The 17,416-nt window shown below is 65.8% G+C and carries 18 protein-coding genes; 7 read left to right on the top strand and 11 right to left on the bottom strand.

What is annotated here, in order from left to right; translation table 11 throughout:
• Genes A6A05_RS20705 through A6A05_RS06055 form a run of 3 tightly spaced genes read right to left on the bottom strand, consistent with a single transcriptional unit; the run spans position 1 to position 1,105 of the window.
• The gene (locus A6A05_RS20705) at positions 1 to 204 is read right to left on the bottom strand and encodes a hypothetical protein (RefSeq protein ID WP_068498446.1); all 204 of its coding nucleotides are present in this window, start codon (positions 202 to 204) and stop codon (positions 1 to 3) included.
• A complete protein-coding gene (locus tag A6A05_RS20710; protein ID WP_156520929.1) occupies positions 189 to 719 on the bottom strand; it encodes a hypothetical protein in 531 nt (176 codons plus the stop codon). The genes A6A05_RS20705 and A6A05_RS20710 overlap by 16 nt, the downstream gene beginning before the upstream one ends.
• Positions 716 to 1,105: a hypothetical protein gene (locus A6A05_RS06055; protein WP_245644209.1), complete on the bottom strand. Its 390-nt coding sequence runs from the start codon at positions 1,103 to 1,105 to the stop codon at positions 716 to 718. The genes A6A05_RS20710 and A6A05_RS06055 overlap by 4 nt, the downstream gene beginning before the upstream one ends.
• Before the next feature lie 98 nt (positions 1,106 to 1,203).
• On the opposite strand from A6A05_RS06055, the gene A6A05_RS06060 reads away from it, so the two are divergent.
• Positions 1,204 to 1,839, top strand: a complete 636-nt coding sequence (locus A6A05_RS06060) for a S24 family peptidase (RefSeq protein WP_068498448.1) — start codon at positions 1,204 to 1,206, stop codon at positions 1,837 to 1,839.
• A gap of 72 nt (positions 1,840 to 1,911) precedes the next feature.
• Complete coding sequence (locus A6A05_RS06065) at positions 1,912 to 2,175, top strand: hypothetical protein (protein WP_068498451.1); 264 nt, start codon at positions 1,912 to 1,914, stop codon at positions 2,173 to 2,175.
• A 48-nt stretch (positions 2,176 to 2,223) separates the two neighbouring features.
• On the opposite strand, the gene A6A05_RS06070 is transcribed toward A6A05_RS06065, so the two are convergent.
• From A6A05_RS06070 to A6A05_RS06080, 3 genes are all read right to left on the bottom strand, one after another.
• Positions 2,224 to 4,296, bottom strand: a complete 2,073-nt coding sequence (locus tag A6A05_RS06070) for a PAS-domain containing protein (protein ID WP_068498453.1) — start codon at positions 4,294 to 4,296, stop codon at positions 2,224 to 2,226.
• A gap of 134 nt (positions 4,297 to 4,430) precedes the next feature.
• Complete coding sequence (locus tag A6A05_RS06075) at positions 4,431 to 5,633, bottom strand: pyridoxal phosphate-dependent aminotransferase (RefSeq protein WP_068498455.1); 1,203 nt, start codon at positions 5,631 to 5,633, stop codon at positions 4,431 to 4,433.
• 26 nt (positions 5,634 to 5,659) lie between these two features.
• The gene (locus A6A05_RS06080; RefSeq protein WP_068498456.1) at positions 5,660 to 6,352 is read right to left on the bottom strand and encodes a hypothetical protein; all 693 of its coding nucleotides are present in this window, start codon (positions 6,350 to 6,352) and stop codon (positions 5,660 to 5,662) included.
• 247 nt (positions 6,353 to 6,599) lie between these two features.
• On the opposite strand from A6A05_RS06080, the gene A6A05_RS06085 reads away from it, so the two are divergent.
• The gene (locus A6A05_RS06085) at positions 6,600 to 7,040 is read left to right on the top strand and encodes a phasin family protein (RefSeq protein WP_068498459.1); all 441 of its coding nucleotides are present in this window, start codon (positions 6,600 to 6,602) and stop codon (positions 7,038 to 7,040) included.
• 71 nt (positions 7,041 to 7,111) lie between these two features.
• On the opposite strand, the gene A6A05_RS06090 is transcribed toward A6A05_RS06085, so the two are convergent.
• Both A6A05_RS06090 and A6A05_RS06095 read right to left on the bottom strand, forming a co-directional pair.
• Complete coding sequence (locus A6A05_RS06090) at positions 7,112 to 7,732, bottom strand: ParA family protein (protein WP_068498461.1); 621 nt, start codon at positions 7,730 to 7,732, stop codon at positions 7,112 to 7,114.
• 24 nt (positions 7,733 to 7,756) lie between these two features.
• Positions 7,757 to 8,737: a cyclic nucleotide-binding domain-containing protein gene (locus A6A05_RS06095; protein WP_068498463.1), complete on the bottom strand. Its 981-nt coding sequence runs from the start codon at positions 8,735 to 8,737 to the stop codon at positions 7,757 to 7,759.
• A 159-nt stretch (positions 8,738 to 8,896) separates the two neighbouring features.
• On the opposite strand from A6A05_RS06095, the gene ubiT reads away from it, so the two are divergent.
• The 4 genes from ubiT to A6A05_RS06115 all read left to right on the top strand — a co-directional run bounded on the left by ubiT (position 8,897) and on the right by A6A05_RS06115 (position 12,630).
• Positions 8,897 to 9,589, top strand: a complete 693-nt coding sequence (gene ubiT / locus A6A05_RS06100) for a ubiquinone anaerobic biosynthesis accessory factor UbiT (RefSeq protein WP_245644210.1) — start codon at positions 8,897 to 8,899, stop codon at positions 9,587 to 9,589.
• Positions 9,589 to 10,587, top strand: coding sequence for a ubiquinone anaerobic biosynthesis protein UbiU (gene ubiU, locus A6A05_RS06105; protein WP_068498465.1), 999 nt, complete (start codon positions 9,589 to 9,591; stop codon positions 10,585 to 10,587). Before ubiT ends, ubiU begins: the two co-directional genes overlap by 1 nt.
• On the top strand, positions 10,584 to 11,492 hold the full coding sequence (gene ubiV / locus A6A05_RS06110; RefSeq protein ID WP_068498466.1) for a ubiquinone anaerobic biosynthesis protein UbiV: 909 nt from the start codon (positions 10,584 to 10,586) through the stop codon (positions 11,490 to 11,492). The genes ubiU and ubiV overlap by 4 nt, the downstream gene beginning before the upstream one ends.
• Positions 11,493 to 11,595: 103 nt before the next feature.
• Positions 11,596 to 12,630 carry a hypothetical protein gene (locus A6A05_RS06115; RefSeq protein WP_068498468.1) on the top strand — a complete coding sequence of 345 codons (1,035 nt, stop codon included), beginning with the start codon at positions 11,596 to 11,598 and terminating at the stop codon, positions 12,628 to 12,630.
• A gap of 37 nt (positions 12,631 to 12,667) precedes the next feature.
• Here A6A05_RS06115 and A6A05_RS06120 read toward each other — a convergent pair whose 3' ends face one another.
• The 3 genes from A6A05_RS06120 to A6A05_RS06130 are packed head-to-tail and all read right to left on the bottom strand — an operon-like array spanning position 12,668 to position 17,415.
• Entirely contained in the window at positions 12,668 to 13,039 is a 372-nt protein-coding gene (locus tag A6A05_RS06120; protein ID WP_068498471.1) for a response regulator, read from the bottom strand.
• 10 nt (positions 13,040 to 13,049) lie between these two features.
• On the bottom strand, positions 13,050 to 16,130 hold the full coding sequence (locus tag A6A05_RS06125) for an EAL domain-containing protein (protein WP_068498473.1): 3,081 nt from the start codon (positions 16,128 to 16,130) through the stop codon (positions 13,050 to 13,052).
• A gap of 43 nt (positions 16,131 to 16,173) precedes the next feature.
• Positions 16,174 to 17,415 (bottom strand): NupC/NupG family nucleoside CNT transporter, encoded by a 1,242-nt coding sequence (locus tag A6A05_RS06130; RefSeq protein ID WP_068498476.1) that lies wholly within the window; start codon positions 17,413 to 17,415, stop codon positions 16,174 to 16,176.
• Position 17,416: the final 1 nt, after the last annotated feature.

Raw genomic sequence — 17,416 nt, forward strand, 5'->3', positions numbered from 1 at the left:
TCATTCCCCCAACAGACTTTTGCCCTGCCCGGCGACCGGGGTCAGGATTCCCCGTTCGTCGCCGGCGACCATGCCGGCACGACCGCGCCGATTGCGGGCGATGGAATCTTGCCGGGCCTTGCGAGCCTCGACCTCGGGATCAATCGTCGCCGGCATCGGCGGCGGAGCCGGCGGCTCGGGCGAGCCACCTAGGAAACCACCCATGGGAACCTCCTATGCTGAATGGTCTTGTTTTGTTCTTTTTGCTGTCGCAAAAATTCCGCTGCCCGGCTTCGGGCGACGGGTGAAATCCGGTCTTTCCGGACACCACGCTTTTGGATATATGCCAAAGGCGGGTTAAAATCAAGGCTAATCTTCCTATGGCGGGAAATATGCTTATATAATTGCCATGGCGTGAGAATGTCACCGGCGTTAATTCCCAGGACGCGCTTGACCTCTTCAACGCAAGAGTATGGTCTCCACGGCATTGCTACTCCATTAGGGTCATGCATTCTGGCTGAAACAACCTGAAAGTTGTGTCGCTCATACCATCGACGTAGCTCGTCGGCGCTGGCCGCCGGGACGATCGCCACCCGGGTCCGATCGGACAAGGGATCGATCACCACCCAGCCCCCCGCACCCTCGACGGCGACAAAGCAATGGCGAAATCCCGGCCGCAGCAATCTCAGCCACCACAACCCGGCGCCATCGCCGAAGAACACCAAGGCCCGGGCGGTCACGCCACGATCCCCCGCTGACGCAGATCGACATCCAGGTAATCCAGCGCCTCGGCCCACAGCACGGCCTGCCCCGCGCCGTCGCCGGCCCGGGGATCGGGCGGGCACTGGCTGGCCGCGAAACGGCCCAGAACGCGAAGATGCCTGCCGCCAATCCGCCGCAGACGATAAAGCCGTTGCACCGCCCGATAGATGTCGTCGGGATCGCACGGCCTGGCGACATCGCCCTGCCCCGCCTGCAACCGCGCCCCCACGGCCCGGGCCAACTGGCACGCGCCGAACCACATCCAGGCCTCCTCGGCACTGCCGAAAGGTTGTCCATCCGCCTGCCCGAGCGGGCGCGGCACGTAGCGCAATCGCGTCATCTTTCCCTCAATCGACGAGAACATTCGATGAACTCTTATGGCGCGCGCAGCGGATTAGAGTCAAGATGTTTTAGGTTTTTTTTCCTGCTGCAGGATCGCACGATTTGCGAGACCATCTTCCCATGTTGAAGCACGCCGATATCTGGGCGGCCATTGATGCCCTGGCCCGCGACAATGGGTTGACCGCGTCAGCCCTGGCCCGACGGGCTGGGCTTGACCCGACCACGTTCAACAAAAGCAAGCGCATCACCCGCGAGGGCAAACCCCGCTGGCCATCGACCGAAAGCGTTTCCAAGGCCCTTGAGGCCACGGGCGCCACCCTGGGCGACCTGGTCACCTATATCGAGGGCGGCAACCGGCAGCCGCGCCCGACCGCCACGGTGCCGCTGATCGGCTTCGCCCAGGCCGGCGACCGCGGCTTCTTCGACGATGCCGGCTATCCGGTCGGCGGCGGCTGGGACGAGATCCCGTTCCCCGAGATCGGCGACGCCCACGCCTATGCTCTGGAAGTCTCGGGCGACAGCATGGAACCGCTGTACCGGGCCGGCGACACCATCATCGTTTCGCCCGGCGCCTCGGTCCGACGCGGCGACCGCGTCGTCGTGCGCACCACTGCCGGCGAGGTGATGGCCAAGGAATTGCTGCGCCAGACCGCCAAGCGCATCGAGCTGGCCTCGATCAATCCCGCCCATCCCGGCCGCAGCCTCGCCACCGAGGAGGTGGCATGGATGGCCCGCATCCTGTGGGCCAGCCAATGAACTGACCGCCCTGTCGGCCTTCGCCCGCACCTTCGGCTTGACTTTTTTGTTCACTTATTGTTCTATCGCAGCATGGATTGCCTCGCGCTTGAACGCCGTTACGACAGCCCCATTCCCGCCGCCGACCCGGCCGCCCCGCCACCGCCACCGGTGGCCCTGCTGGTGCGCCTGCTGCGCGAGGGACGGGAACGGCTGGGCCGGCGGCGGCTGACCCTGCCGCCCGGCCACCCCCGCCTGGAGATGGCGGCGGCCGACATCGGCGCCTATCGTCATGGCTTGGTACGCGTCCTGCCGACCGGCCCGGCGGCTGGTGTCCTGCCCCCGAAACTCGCATAGCGAATTACGGGGATAAGCAGGCCACCAACTTTTTGAATTGGGCCGCGGTCAGGCGGCGTCGTCGGTGGCGGCGCAGACCCGGTTGCGGCCGGCGCGTTTGCCGCGATAGGCGGCGCGATCGGCGGCGTCGATGAAATCGTCGAGCGCCAGCAATTCGTCGCGATCCATCGACGACACCCCGAAGGTACCGGTGACCGAAATAGGCTCGGCAATTCCGGGGGCCAAAATCTTGCGGTCGGCCACGGCGCCGCGCAGGCTTTCCGCCACGGTCAGCGCCCCTTCCATATCGGTTTCGGGCAGCAGCACGACGAATTCCTCGCCGCCGAAGCGCGACACCAGATCGGTCGCCCGCACCGATCCCTGCAGAACCTCGGCGGTTTCCTTCAGCACCAGATCGCCGACCACATGGCCGAAGGTGTCGTTGATCGTCTTGAAATGGTCGAGATCGATGACCAGAAGCGACATCGGCTTGCCCGACCGCACCAGGCGGTCGCATTCGATATCGAAGCGCTGGGTGAACTTGGTCCGGTTGGCCAGGCCGGTCAGGGCGTCATGCAGCGCCGATTGCTCCAGCCGCTCGACCAGGGTCTTGATCTTCAGGTCCTGATGGTGCTTTTCGGTGATGTCGGTGGCGACGCCCCGGAAACCGCCATCGACGCCATAGCCCGACAGTTCCAGCCAGGCCAGACGCCCACCCTTGCAGCGAAACGGCGCCACCGCCTTCTCGCCCGGGGCCAGGTCGCCGGCCAGCCAGCCCATCACCACCGGGCGCGCCGCCGGCTCGACGAATTCCAAGAGCGAGCGGCCGTCGATCTCGCCCATTTCGTAGCCCAGCACCCGTTCGATTCCCGAGGCGAACCGGAAACGGGCGTCGCCGTCCAGTTCGAATACCGCGATCACCGAGCGCGAGATGATCTCGTCCATCAGGGCCAGCGTGCGTTCCAACTGCTGCGCCGAGGCGCGGATGTCGGTGATGTCGGTATAGGTGGTGACGAAGCCGCCATCGCTCATCGGCCGGCCGAACACCTCGATGATCCGCCCGGTCGGCAAGACCCGCTCGAACCGATGTTGCGACGGGTTGCGGGCCAGCTCGACCCGCTGGCGGACATGGTCCTCGGGATCGCCGGGGCCGTAATCGCCGCGTTCGGCGACGAAGCGGATGGCGTCGGCATAGGGCACCACCTCGCCGGGCGGCATCACCGTGGCGGGAATGTCCAGCAGGCGGGCGAAGGCCTGGTTCCACACCACGATGTCGAGCGCCGGGTCGACCACCGTCACCCCTTGCGGCAAATGCTCGATCACCGAATGCAGATGAACGCGGACCCGTTCCGATTCCGCCATCGCCGCCTGCAGCGCCTCCTCGGCCCGTTTGCGGGCGGTGACGTCGGTATAGATGGTGACGAAGCCGCCGCCCGGCAGCGGCGCGCCGCGGATTTCCAAGGTGGTGCCGTCGGTGCGTCGGCGCTCAAACACATGGGGTTCGGGATTGCTGGCCTGGCGCAGCCGCTCGGCGACCAGGGCATCGACGTCGCCGGGGCCGTATTCGCCCCGCTCGGCATTGTAGCGCAGCAAGGTTTCCAACGACGGCAGGCCACCGTCGAACAGGCTGTCGGGAAAGCCCAGCAAGGCCTGCAGCTTGGCATTGCAGGCCCGCATCTCCAGATCCGGCCCGAACAAGGTGACGGCGCCCGGCATGTTCTCGATGATGGTGCGCAGCGCGATGCGCGAGCCGATGTCGCGCACGGTGACCAGCAGGCGCGGGCCGGCCCGCGACAGCGCCACCTCGACCGGCAACGATCCTTGCCCGTCACCCCGCAAAAGATGGATGACGCCGTTGGCGTCGCGCCGCAGGACGGAAACGTCGTCGGTGCCGGCCAGGAAGATGGCGATCGTCTGGTCCAGCCCCGGTCGATCCTGCTCGCGGATCAAGCTCAGAAACACCCGGCCGCGCGGATCGTCGCCAATCAGGCGGCAGGCCGCCCGGTTGGCCACCGCGACGGTACCGTCGGCATCGACGCCGATCATCGCCGCCGACGAGTTCTCGAAGGCCAGCCGGTGGAACGACAGGGCCGCGTCACCGCCTTCGCCCTGCTGTTCCGGTTTCGGCTTGCCCTGGTCCATTGATGACGCGCCCGAATTGAATCAAGGGTTGATCATCAACCGACGGCGCCCGATTTCAAAGGACAATTTCTCCAGCACCCGCCCATGAAAAAGGGGCGCCCGGCGGGGCGCCCCTTGGTCGCGACGGCTGGGTTTTAAACCAGCGATTCGCAGAAGCGCTTGATACGCTCGCAGGCCTTGGTCAGCGCCTCGGTCGAGGTGGCGTAGGAGATGCGGAAATAGGGCTCCAGGCCGAAGGCCGCGCCCTGGACCACCGCCACGCCCTCGGCCTCCAGCAGGGCGCCGACGAAGTCGGTGTCGCTGGCGATGACCTTGCCGTCCTTGGTCTTCTTGCCGATGGCGCCTGCGCAGGACGGATAGACGTAGAAGGCGCCTTCCGGGGTGCGGCAGGTGATGCCGGGGCAATCGTTCAGCAGCTTGACCACCATGTCGCGGCGGGCCTTGAAGATCTCCTGGTTCTTCGGGATGAAGTCCTGGGTGCCGTTCAGGGCTTCCACCGCCGCCGCCTGGCTGATCGAGGCGGTGTGGGTCACCGACTGCGACTGGATCATGTTGATCGCCTTGATCAGCGGCAACGGGCCGGCGGCATAGCCGACGCGCCAGCCGGTCATGGCATAGGCCTTCGACACGCCGTTCATGGTCAGCGTGCGGTCATAGAGCGTGGGCTCGACCTGGGCCGGGGTGCAGAACTTGAAGCCGTCATAGACCAGATGCTCGTACATGTCGTCCGACATGACATAGACATGCGGATGCTTGACCAGCACATCGGTCAGGGCCTTCATCTCGTCCCACGAATAGGCCGCACCCGACGGGTTGGACGGCGAATTCAGCACCAGCCACTTGGTCTTGGGGGTGATGGCCTTTTCCAGGTCGGCGGGCTGCAGCTTGAAGCCCTTTTCCTCGGGGCCGACCACGAACACCGGGACGCCGCCGAACATCAGGGCGATATCCGGATACGACACCCAATAGGGCGCCGGCACGATGACTTCGTCACCGGGATTGATGGTGGCCATGAAGGCGTTGAAGATCACGCCCTTGCCGCCGACGCCGACGGTGACCTGGTCGGCGGTATAGTCCAGCCCGTTCTCGCGCTTGAACTTGGCGGCGATGGCCTTGCGCAGTTCCAAGGTGCCGGCCGGAGCCACATACTTGGTCTGGCCGCCATCGATGGCCGCCTTGGCCACCGCCTTGATGTTTTCGGGGGTGTCGAAGTCGGGCTCGCCGGCGCCCAGGCCGATGACGTCGCGGCCGGCAGCCTTCAACTCGGCGGCCTTCTGGGTCACGGCGATGGTCGGAGAGGGCTTGATGGCCGACAGCCTGTCTGCGATGAACGGCATGGTATTCCCCATCTGGCAGGAAGAAATCAAGGCGGCGAAGTTACTTGCGCCGACCGCGATTCGCAAGGGGAATACCGTGCCTTTCCTGGCGAACGGCGCCGCTCGGGATCGGCGCGTTCCATCACCACCGCCGCCGCCGACCAGTATTCATGGCCATCATGATTGATTCCGCCGGCGGTCAGACGACACCGCCACCCCGGCTCGTCCACCGCTTCGGCCGCCTCGGCCATGCGGCGCAGGCGGGACACGAACCGCTCGCGCTCGCGCGGTTCGGCCGGCGCCATATAGGTGCAGCTGAAGGCCACCACCCCCAACTGGAACGACCCGCCTTCGCCGGCCAGCAACGACCGCATGCGGTCCAGGTCGCCGGAAATGCGGCCCCAGCCATCGACATTGCGCTTGATCTCGACCACCGCGTGCGGCCGCGACCCGCCCCGATAGATCAGCAGATCGACGCGGCGGTTGCCGTCCAACCAGGCCCGCCCCGGCGCCCCCGGCCCAGCCGGCGCAGAATCGCGGGCGGCGTCGCCCAAGGGAAATTCCGGCCACACCGTCAGGGGGGCGCACCAATCCCACACCGCCTGTGCCACAGATACGGTGATCAAATATTCAGGCGCCCACGAGAAGTAGCCTCCGTTGGCGGTCCAGGCGGCATAGGTGTGCCGAGCCTCGACGACACCCGCGAGAACCGCACTGACGATCTTATCGGCTTTTAACATTTCTGCGTGCATGATTGACCATCATCGTGAGTATTTTCCATTATTCGATCTTTTTTAGGTTGTATGCAAGCACAGATGAAAGCCTGAATGTTCGCCCTCGATGATCAGACCAACCGCACAGGTCGTATGACCCCCATGCGGTTTGGTTGCCCGCACGACCCAACCGACTCATTTTGTTGACGAACAGCACAAGCGCGCGTATGTTTCGCTGCACCGCAACATACCCCCCGCAGGTTGGAGACGTGTCATGGCCAGCAAGCAGCAGCCCGAGCAGTTGTTCGATTTCGACATCACCAAGTACATGGGTGACTTCAAGGTCCCCGGCGTTGACGTTGAGACCCTCGTGAGCAGCCAGCGCCGCAACATCGAGGCCCTGACCCAGGCCAACCGTCTGGCTTATGAGGGCCTGCAGGCCGTTCTGAAGCGTCAGGCCGAGATCCTGCGCCAGACCATGGACGAAGTGTCCCAGGCGACCAAGGACATCGCCGAGCCGGGCGCTCCGCAGGACAAGGCCGCCAAGCAGACCGAGTTGGCCAAGGACGCCTTCGAGCGTTCGCTGTCCAACATGCGCGAACTGGCCGAGATGATCGCCAAGGCCAACAACGAGGCGTTCGACCTGTTGAACAAGCGCTTCACCCAGAACATGGACGAGATCCGCGAAGCCTTCGTGAAGAGCGCGAAGAAGTAAGCTTCGTCGCCGATCCGGCAAACGCGACGGCCGCATCCCCTGGGGGTGCGGCCGTTTTCGTGTCGCGAGCCCTACTTCTCGACCAGCCGCAGCAGCGGCGCCCATTCGGCGGCATAATCGCGCGAGCGGCGGTCGGGGGCTTCCAGCACGGTCTGGCCCAGCGCCGCCAGGTTGGGATAGATCTGGCTGTCGCGCAGCCGGGCCACCACAGGAAATCCCAGTTGGGCGAAGAAGCCGTCCAGATGGTCGGACACCTTGGTCCCCAATCGCAGGCGGTTGCCGACGATGGCGACCACCCGCTTGTTCTTGCGCACCGCCTTGACCTCGGCCAGACGCTTGAGGAAATGAGCGGTGGCATCCTCGTCGAAGGCGCCGGGCAGCACCGGCACCACCACGATGTCCGAGATGTCGATCAGATCCTCGACATCCTTGTGGTGCATCGCCGCCGGCGCGTCGATGACCAGACGTTCCAGCCCCTTGGCCGGCTTGCCGACATCCTTGGACCAGTCCAGCCCCTCGATGGACGGTGTGCGCTCGCCCCGGCGCCGCAGCCAGTTCAGCGCCGAACGCTGCCGGTCGCAATCGCCGATGGCGGTGCGCAAACCGGCCAGGGCGAAGGAAGCCGCCAGATGGGTGGCGATGGTGGTCTTGCCGCAGCCGCCCTTGATGTTACCCACCAGCACCGTCAGCATGACCGCCCCCTTTGTGTGATGCGGTCAGCCGCCGCGCTTGTGCTTGAGACGGGCGCGGGCCTCGACCAATTCGCGTCCCATTTTGCGAATGTCGTGCAGCAGCGTCTCGACCACCAGGATGACCAGGTCCGGGGTGCGATTCAACTGCGCCTTCAAGGTCGCCTTGGGCAGGACCAGGCAGACGGTGGGAGCAGCCGCCTCGGCCGAGGCCATGCGCGGCTCGTCATCGATCAGGGCCATCTCGCCGAACACACCCGAAGCGCCCAGTTCGCCCAACGCCACCTTCTGGCCATCGACATCCTTGAAGATGATGACCCGGCCGGATTCGATGACATAGGCCTCGTTGCCGGCTTCGCCCTCGGAAAAGATGACCTCGCCGGCGGCGAAACGGCGGCGCGAGGTCTTTTCCGAAGCGCCGGGCGCCGCCGACTGCCCCTGCGCCACCGCCTGACGGATGGTCTGCTGCGCCACCCCCGGCGGCAAGGCGATCAAGGGCGGCGGCTTGGGCAGGGGCGGATTGCGGCGGCGGTTGCCGCCGTCCGGCATGTCGCGCTCGACCGAGCGGCGGCACGGGCCGGTATAAGAGGCGACATCGACGAACGGGCGCGGATTGATCAGCGCGTTGCGGATGCGCCGGAACATCGAATCGGCCGACACCGGCTTGACCAGGAATTCGTTGACCCCGGCGTTCCTGGCATCCATCACCTTTTCCATCTCGGCAAAGCCCGACACCATGATGATCGGCGTCGTCTTGCACGACGGCACATGACCCTCGCGGATGAAACGGGTCAGCATGACGCCGTCCATCGGGTCCATGTCGTGATCGACCAGCATCAGATCGACCTTGTTGTCGGCCAGGATCTGCAGCGCCGTCGGGCCATCGCCGGCCTCGAGGATCGTGCGCACGCCGAAGGATTGCAGCGCCGACTTCATGAACGAGCGCGCGTACCGGCTGTCGTCGATCACCATGACGGTCAGGGGGGAAAGGTCGATATCGACAATCATCGCTGGCAAAAACCTCCGCCCTTCATTTCTAGCCCATCAGCCCCCTGCTCTCCAAGAGAGACCTAAGGCTGGCCCCCTGGGAGCTGTGGCTTGACGGCGGTCAATGAGGGGGGCTATGACCGTCCCCATGATCGCCCATCCGACGGAAGGACCAGGGACATGATGGCCAGCGACATGATGGAAGGGCAGTACCGGCCGGGTGCCAAGCCGATGACCCCGCCCTTCTCGCCCGTGCTGCTGCTGGGGCTGGCCCTGAAGCCGCTTCGCCCCGCCCTGCTGCAGCCGCTGTTCGACGCCATGCTGCGGGTGGTGCGCCGCCAGCACCCCGACATCCTGGAACGGCTGGAAGCCTATGGCGACCGCGTCGTCTGCATCGACCCCATCGACCTGCCCTTCGCCATCTTGCTGGAACCCAATCCGGCCGAGCCGCGCCTGACCGTGCGCCGCTTCGTCGATGCCGATGAAGTGCACGCCACCATCCGCGGCCCGCTGGAGACCCTGATCGCCCTGGCCGAGGGCAAGGTCGACGGCGACGCCTTGTTCTTCTCGCGCCAATTGGTCATCGAGGGCGATACCGAGGTGGTGGTGGCGCTGAGAAATGCCATCGACGGCGCCGGCATCGATCTGATCGCCGACCTGACCAGCGCGCTCGGCCCGTTCGCCAACCCGGCGCGGCGCCTGGCCGACGCCGCCCTGGAAGCCGCCCATTCGGTCCGCTCGGGCATCGAGACACTGCGCCAGTCGCTGATTGCCCCGGCGGTTCAGGGTGCTGCGTCCCGCGACGCTCGCATCGCTGAGTTGGAAGCCGAGGTCAAGGCCTTGCGCAAGGCGTCGCGGCGGGGCCACGCCTGATGACCGAGTTGGTTCGCCCCGAGCTGGTTTGCCCGGCCGGCACCCCGGCCGCGCTGAAAAGCGCCGTCGAAGCCGGCGCCGATTGCGTCTATGTCGGTTTTCGCGACGAGACCAACGCGCGGAACTTCCCCGGCCTGAATTTCAGCCGCAAGGAACTGGAGGAAGGCATCGCGCTTGCCCATGACCACGGCGCCAAGGTGCTGGTGGCCATCAACACCTTCCCGCGCGCCGGCCGCCCGGACTTGTGGCACCAGGCGGTGGCCGATTCGGCACGGCTGAAGGCCGATGCGGTGATCCTGGCCGATATCGGCCTGTTGGCCCACGCCGCCCACCACCACCCCGATCTGCGCCTGCACCTGTCGGTCCAGGCGGCGGCGTCCAACCCCGATTCGATCCGCTTCTACGCCGAACGCTTCGGGGTGAAAAGGGTGGTGCTGCCGCGCGTCTTGACCGTGCAGGAAATCGCCACCGTCAACGCCGCCATCGCCCCGGTCGAAACCGAGGTGTTCGTGTTCGGCGGCCTGTGCGTGATGGCGGAAGGCCGCTGCGCCCTGTCGTCCTATGCCACCGGCCAGTCGCCCAACATGAACGGCGTCTGCTCGCCGGCCAGCCACGTCCGCTACGAGGAACGAGCCGGCGGCATCACCTCGCAACTGGCCGGCTTCACCATCAACAAGTTCGGCGAAGGCGAGCCGGCCGGCTATCCGACCCTGTGCAAGGGCCGCTTCATCGCCAACGGCAAGACCAGCTACCTGTTCGAGGAACCGACCTCGCTCAACACCCTGGCCATGCTGCCCGAGTTGATCAAGGCCGGAATCACCGCCTTCAAGATCGAGGGCCGCCAGCGCGGCCGCGCCTATGTCGCCGCGGTGGTCCAGGCCTTCCGCCAGGGCGTCGATGCGGTCATGGCCGGACGGCCCATGCCCGACATCGACCTTGACCGCATCACCGAGGGCGGCCGCCAGACCACCGGCGCCTACGAGAGGACCTGGCGTTGACCCATCCCGCCAAACTGACCCTGGGTCCTGTTCTGTTCAACTGGCGCCCCGAAGCCTTTCGCGACTTCTATTTCCGCATCGCCGACGAAGCGTGCGTCGATACCGTCTGCGTCGGCGAGGTGGTGTGTTCGAAGCGCACGCCGTTCCTGGCCCCGGTCCTGCCCGAGGTGATCGAGCGCCTGACCAGCGCCGGCAAAGAGGTGGTGCTGTCGTCGCTGGCCCTGATCATGACCGAGCGCGAGGCGAACGAGGCCCGCCAGTTGGCCACCGCCGATGCCGGCTTCCTGGTCGAGGCCAACGACATCTCGGTCGCCTCGATGCTGGCCGGCCGGCCGTTCGTCGCCGGGCCGCTGTTGAACATCTACAACGAGGGCACCCTGGCCGCTCTGGAAGAGCTGGGCGCGGTGCGCACCTGCCTCCCGGCCGAACTGCCGGCCGACATCCTGGTCACCCTGGCCGGGGCCGCCAAGGGCGAGATCGAAATCCAGGCCTTCGGCCGGCTGCCGCTGGCCATTTCCGCCCGCTGCTACCATGCGCGCTCGCGCAACCTGGCCAAGGATGGCTGCCAGTACGTCTGCGCCGAAGACCCCGACGGCATGGCCGTCGATACCCTGGACGACGAGCCGTTCCTGGCGGTCAACGGCACCCAGACCATGTCGTACCATTACCTGGACCTGCTGCACGAACTGCCGGCCTTGCGAGCCCGCGGCATCAACCGGTTCCGCCTGTGGCCACAGAATGTCGACATGGTCGCGGTGGCCGCCCTGTACCGCGCCGTGCTGGACGGCGCCGTCGAACCGGCCGATGCCGCCGACCAATTGGCCGCCTTGTGCCCACGGGCGGAATTCTCGAACGGCTATGTCCATGGTCGGGAAGGGCATCTGTTCGTCGAGGCCGACCTGTAGGCCTCTTGTCCGCGACACGCGGCCCCGGCATACTAGCGCCGACCAGTGACCGGCTTGGGGGCCGGCCGGCGGGATGCGCGTGGGTGATCGGGGACTTTCAGGTATGGCAGCGGCGGACGAAGCGAATACAGCGAATCCGGCAAAATCGCAGGGTGGCGATGACAACGCCATCAAGTTCGAGCACAAGTTCTTCGCCTCGTTCGAAGAGCTGTACTTCCGACTGACCGACACCGGCGAAGCGGCGGTCGTGCTGAAGATGGCCGGCAACGAGGCGATCCTGGCCTTCGACGGCATCAAACGCGAGTTCGGCCTGACCGAGGATTCCGCCGACGGTCGCCTGCTGAACAAGATCGCCGAGGGCCTGCAATATGTGCGCGGCTTGAAGCCCGGCGACGTGCTGCCCAAGGAAGTCACTACCCGCGAGGCGTCGTGGGAGCCGACCGACCGCCACCGCCGCATCGCCCGCCAGCGCCTGACCATGCAGTTGGTGACCTGGCTGACCGGCGACGAACACATCTTCACCTCGCCCGAGGAACTGGCGCAGGTCGCCGAGGACCCGCAGGTCAAGAAGAACATCAACCTGGCCTTCGCCGAAGCGGCCGAGGAACTGGGCCTGGGCCGCGACCGCCGCGAAGAGGTGGTCACCTACATCGAGACCCTGGCCAAGGAGTTGGCCTATATCGAGGCCGAACGCGACGTCTTCACCGAAATCAAGAAGATCGACGACAAGGTCCAGGGCCTGCGTCGCCTCTACGGCTCGGATCGCGGCATGATCGAGACGGTCGATCAGGTCGCCCGCCTGTGCCAGCGCGCCTTGAAGGTATTCCAGGAGAATTTCGACCAGATCGACGCCCAGACCGGCGAGATCCTGGCCATGCTGAAGAACATCGACAACCAGACCGACTATATCCGCTCGGCCCGCGACGAACTGCACCGCCGCATGATCCCGTGGGAGGATTACTTCCCGGTGTGGAAGTCGGTCTATGTCGTCAAGTCGGACGAGAACGTCTTGCGCATCCGCGACCTGTACCAGTTCCTGGCGCCGCGTTTCATGCAGGTCAACGAATGGGTGCTGGTGACCAAGCGCGGCTTCGATCAGGCCAAGAAAAAGCCGCTGGGCGGCGTGCTGCGCTGGTAGCTCATACAAAATCCGAATGGGTCATTCGGATTTGGGATTACTCCTCGGCGCAATAGCGGGCCACTTCGTCCAGCAGCTTGCGGATCGAGATCGGCTTGGTGATCACCTGGTCGAACCCTTCCTTCATGAAGGCCGCCACCGATTCCGGATCGGCGAAGGCGGTCACCGCCAGCACCGGCACCGCGGCGGTGCGGTCGTCCGCCTTCAACTGCTTCAAAAGATCGACGCCCGACTGCCGGGGCAGCTGGATATCCATCAAGATCAGCTTGGCGCCCGAATTGGCGGTCATCTCGACCAGCCCGTCGCCGTCTTGCGACTTGACGGTGCCGTAGCCGGCGATGGTCAGCGCCTGCTCCAGCAACTTCATGTTCATGGCATTGTCTTCGACGATCACCACCGTCCCGGTCATGGCCCCACTCCTATGATTTTCCGGCGATGGCCGTTGTACCGTTGAAAGAACGCGCGAAAGCCACAAAGTCCGCCGCCGGCACTGGCCGGCCAATCAGGTAGCCCTGAATCTCGTCGCAGCCGTGCCGGGCCAGCAAGGCGGCCTGGGACTCGGTCTCGACACCCTCGGCGATGGTCGACAGCGAAAGGGAATGGGCCAACGAGATGATGGCGTTGGCGATCACCCGCCCGTCCTCGTCATGGTCGAGGTCGCGCACGAAGGCGCGGTCGATCTTGACGGTGTTGACCGGGAAACGCTTGAGATAGGCCAGCGACGAATAGCCGGTGCCGAAATCGTCGATCGACAGCGACACCCCCAGGTCGGCCAATTGCCGCAACAACCGCAGCGTCGATTCGCCGTCGGCCATCAGCATGCTTTCGGTCAGTTCCAGGTCGAGCTGGCGCGGATTGATGCCGGAATCGGCGATGACGCCGGCCACGGTGTCGGCCAGATCGGCCTCGTGGAACTGGCGCCCCGAGATGTTGACCCCCAGGCGCAAGGGCGGCAGCTCCTGCTTATCCCACGAGCGCAATTCGGCGCAGGCGCTTTCCAGCACCCAGCGGCCCATCTCGACGATCAGGCCGGTCTGTTCGGCGACGGGAATGAACTTGTCGGGGCCGATGATCCCCAATTCGGGGTGACGCCAGCGAATCAGCGCCTCGGCACCGACCAGGCGCATCTCCTTCAGCTTGACCTGGGGCTGGTAGAACAGCTCGAACTGGCCGACCTTCAGGGCGTCGCGCAAGCTGCGTTCCAGGGTCATGCGCTCGCTGACCGCGAAGCTCATGGCGGCGTCGAAGAAGCCCAGCCGCTCGTCCGGACGCTTCTTGACCTGGTGCAGCGCCATTTCGGCGTTGCGCAGCAGTTCCAGCGCCTCGTCGCCGTCGCGCGGAAACACCGAGATGCCGATATCCACCGGCAGGCTGATCTCGTGGCCCTGCAGCAGGAACGGCTCGAGCAGCGCATCCTGGACGGTGCCGGTGATGCGGGTGGCGTCGGCCAATCCATCCAGGCCGGAAACCACCACGGCGAATTCGTCGCCGGCCAGCCGCGCCGCGGTGCCCTGCAACCCGCCGACCACTTGCGACAGCCGCCGCGCGGTTTCGCGCAGGACGGCGTTGCCGATCTCGTGCCCCATGGAATCGTTGACGGTGGTGAAGCCGTCCAGGTCGATGGTCATCACCACCACATGGTGGCCGCTGGTGCGGGCCAGGCCCAAGGCCTGGCCGAGACGATCGATCAAGAGCGTGCGGTTGGGCAAATCGGTCAGCGGATCGTGGTTGGCCAGATAGGCCACGCGCTGCGCCAATTGCTTGTTCTCGGTCAGATCGCGGATGGTGCCGGTGAACAGGCGGCGATTATCCAGGCGCAGTTCCGACACCGCCAGATGGATCGGGAATAGCGAGCCGTCCTTGCGCCGGCCCAAAACCTCGGTGCCCACGGCCATGTTGCCCTGTCCGTGCAGATAGACCCGAAAATCGGCCGATTCGGGCATCAGAACCGCGACATTGGCGCCGATCAGTTCCGCCAGCGACGAGCCGAAGATCCGTTCCACCGACAAATTGGCGCTGACGATGATGCCGTCCTCGTCGATGGTCAGGATGCCGTCCAGGACGGTGTCCATGATGGCGCGGATGCGGTGTTCACGGGCCGCGACCGCCCGCATCGCCGCCGTCACCTCGGTGGTGTCGCGCCCGACCACCAGGGCGGCGGTCTGGCCGTCCCGCTTCAAGGGCACCGCGTTCAGTTCGACGTCGCGGGTGCGGCCGGCGAAGGTGGTGATCTTGACCGGAACCGGATGATCCTCGTTGAACAAGGCCTCGATGCCGGTCGCCAGCACGCCGCGAAAATCGGGGTGGACGAAATCGATGAATTCCTTGCCCTCGCACGCCGATTCCGAGGGGGCCCGCAGCATGCCCAGGCCGGCCGCGTTGATGCGCTCGATGACGCCATCGACGCAGACGCAGATCAGGTCGGGCGACAGCTCGACCAGGTCGCGGTACGAGGCCTGATCCTTCAACAAGGCGGTTTCCAGCATCGACAGATCGGTGATGCGGTCCAGCTGCTTCAGGATCTGCGAGCCGGAATTCAAGATGCTGTCGGCATAGTCGCGATAGCCCGAGGGCTGGATCTGCCCCAGCATCTCGGAATGGATCATCTCGGCGAAGCCGATGACGTCGTTCAGGGGCGTGCGGATGTCGCGGCTCATGCGCGCCATGAACTCGGTCTTCGACCGGTTGGCCAACTGGGCCTCTTCCTTGGCCTCGGCCAGGACTTCCGCCGCGTTGCGCTCGCTGGTGATGTCACGCAGGAAAAAAGCGCAGCGGCGGTCGTCGGGCGAGCCCACCGCCAGGAACCGGCCGGCGAACCAGCGCGGGCCGTCACTATCCTCGAACTCGATGGTGCGCCCGGCCGCCAGGGCCTGGGCGAAGAAATCGCGGCGCCGCTCGACCAGGGCCTTCGGCATCAAGGTGAAGACGTCCTGGCCTTCCAGCTCGTCGGGCCGGCGCCCCAGGGTCTCGGCGGCCTGGGCGTTGACGGTGATGACCACGCCGTTCGCATCCAGAAGTGCTGCGAAATCATGGCTGGCATCCAGCAGGGCCTGGGTGGTGTGGTGCGACAGTTCCAGCGCCTTTTGCGCCTGCTGGCGTTCGACCGCGTGGCGGATGACGCGGGGCAGCAATTCCAGGCCGGCCAGCGACTTGACCACGTAATCCTGGGCGCCGGCGCGGATGGCGTCTTGCGCCACCCGTTCGTCGTCCAGGCTGGTCAGCACCACCAGGGCGGTGTCGGGCGCCACCGCCTTGAGCCGGATCACCGATTCCAACCCCGAGGCGTCGGGCAGGCCCAGGTCGGCCAGGATGCAGATATAGTCCGGCAATGGCGCCAGCGCCGCGCCCTCGGCCAAGGTGGCACGGCAATCGGCACGCCACGGCACCATCGCCTCGGCGAGTTTTATCTCGATGAGGCGCTGGTCTCCGGGATTGTCCTCGATGACGAGGAGACGCGTGGCGGCGGTGGCGACTGTCATGACCTTGGCAAGATGCAGCATCCTCAAGCCGATGTAAACGGATGCTAACGATCTTGAGACGGTCCTAAAGCAGCAGACCGACGATACCTCCGGTCAAGCACGAGGCGAGAGTACCGGAAATTACCGATCGACCGCCCAGGGCGACGATCTCGTCGCGACGTTCGGGCGCCATCGCCGACAGCCCGGCGATCATGATCCCCAGCGAGCCGAAATTGGCGAATCCGCACAATCCGTAGGTCATGATGATGCGCGAGCGCACCGACAGCGCCTCGGGCGGCAGCCGGGCCAGGTCGAGATAGGCCAACAATTCGTTCAGCACCGTCTTGGTGCCCATCAGGGCCCCGGCCGTGACCATCTCGGACGCCGGAATGCCCATCAGCCAAACGATCGGCGCCATCAGCCAGCCCATCATCCGCTGCAGCGTCAAGGGCTGGCCGCCCCAATCGGGCAACAACGACAGCGCGCCGTTGGCCAGCGACACCAGGGCCACCAGCACGATCAGCATGGCGATGACGTTGATCAGCAATTGCACGCCGTCGGCCGTGCCCTTGACCACCGCGTCCATCGAACCGCCATAGGCCGCCGGGGTCTCGCCGCCACCGGTGCGGGAATCGTCGGGGATCATGATCTTGGCCACCATCACCGCCGCCGGCACGCTGATCAGCGAGGCGGTCAGCAGGTGGCCGACCGGATCGGGCACCACGCCGGCCAGGAAGGTGGCGTACAGCACCATCACCGTGCCGGCGATGGTGGCCATGCCGCCGGTCATCACCACGAACAGCTCGCCCCGCGACAGCACGGAAATATAGGGACGGATCAGCAAGGGGGCCTCGACCATGCCGACGAAGGCGTTGGCCGCCGACGACACCCCGACCGCACCGCCCAGCCCCATGGCCCGCTCCAGCGCCCAGCTCATCGCCTTGACCACCACCGGCAGGATGCGCCAGTGATACAGCAGGGCCGACAGCGCGCTCATGATCAGAACCAGCGGCAAGGCCTGGAAGGCCAGCACGAAGGACGAGGCCGGGTCGGCCACCGCATAGGGCGCGGCGCCGCCGCCGATATAGCCGAACACGAAGGAGGTGCCGGCCCGGGTCGCGGCCTGCAAGGAATCGACGATGCGGTTGAGGCCCAGGAACAGGCCTTGCGCCGCCGGCACTTTCAGCAGCAAGGCGGCGATCAGGAACTGCGCGGCCAGGCCGGCCGCCGCGACGCGCCACGACACGCGGCGGCGGTCTTCCGACATCAGCCAGGCCAGGCCGACCAGTCCGATCAGGCCGACGAGCCCCTGCGCCAACGCGGCCATG

It is taken from the genome of Magnetospirillum moscoviense, assembly GCF_001650635.1.
In the GTDB taxonomy this organism is placed as follows: Bacteria; Pseudomonadota; Alphaproteobacteria; order Rhodospirillales; family Magnetospirillaceae; genus Magnetospirillum; species Magnetospirillum moscoviense.

Coding starts and splice junctions, on each gene's coding strand:
- A6A05_RS20705 (WP_068498446.1), bottom strand. CDS start 204: ATGGGTGGTTTCCTAGGTGGCTCGCCCGAGCCGCCGGCTCCGCCGCCG.
- A6A05_RS06055 (WP_245644209.1), bottom strand. CDS start 1,105: ATGTTCTCGTCGATTGAGGGAAAGATGACGCGATTGCGCTACGTGCCG.
- A6A05_RS06060 (WP_068498448.1), top strand. CDS start 1,204: ATGTTGAAGCACGCCGATATCTGGGCGGCCATTGATGCCCTGGCCCGC.
- A6A05_RS06065 (WP_068498451.1), top strand. CDS start 1,912: ATGGATTGCCTCGCGCTTGAACGCCGTTACGACAGCCCCATTCCCGCC.
- A6A05_RS06070 (WP_068498453.1), bottom strand. CDS start 4,296: ATGGACCAGGGCAAGCCGAAACCGGAACAGCAGGGCGAAGGCGGTGAC.
- A6A05_RS06075 (WP_068498455.1), bottom strand. CDS start 5,633: ATGCCGTTCATCGCAGACAGGCTGTCGGCCATCAAGCCCTCTCCGACC.
- A6A05_RS06080 (WP_068498456.1), bottom strand. CDS start 6,352: ATGTTAAAAGCCGATAAGATCGTCAGTGCGGTTCTCGCGGGTGTCGTC.
- A6A05_RS06085 (WP_068498459.1), top strand. CDS start 6,600: ATGGCCAGCAAGCAGCAGCCCGAGCAGTTGTTCGATTTCGACATCACC.
- A6A05_RS06090 (WP_068498461.1), bottom strand. CDS start 7,732: ATGCTGACGGTGCTGGTGGGTAACATCAAGGGCGGCTGCGGCAAGACC.
- A6A05_RS06095 (WP_068498463.1), bottom strand. CDS start 8,737: ATGATTGTCGATATCGACCTTTCCCCCCTGACCGTCATGGTGATCGAC.
- ubiT (WP_245644210.1), top strand. CDS start 8,897: ATGATGGCCAGCGACATGATGGAAGGGCAGTACCGGCCGGGTGCCAAG.
- ubiU (WP_068498465.1), top strand. CDS start 9,589: ATGACCGAGTTGGTTCGCCCCGAGCTGGTTTGCCCGGCCGGCACCCCG.
- A6A05_RS06115 (WP_068498468.1), top strand. CDS start 11,596: ATGGCAGCGGCGGACGAAGCGAATACAGCGAATCCGGCAAAATCGCAG.
- A6A05_RS06120 (WP_068498471.1), bottom strand. CDS start 13,039: ATGACCGGGACGGTGGTGATCGTCGAAGACAATGCCATGAACATGAAG.
- A6A05_RS06125 (WP_068498473.1), bottom strand. CDS start 16,130: ATGCTGCATCTTGCCAAGGTCATGACAGTCGCCACCGCCGCCACGCGT.
- A6A05_RS06130 (WP_068498476.1), bottom strand. CDS start 17,415: ATGGCCGCGTTGGCGCAGGGGCTCGTCGGCCTGATCGGACTGGTCGGC.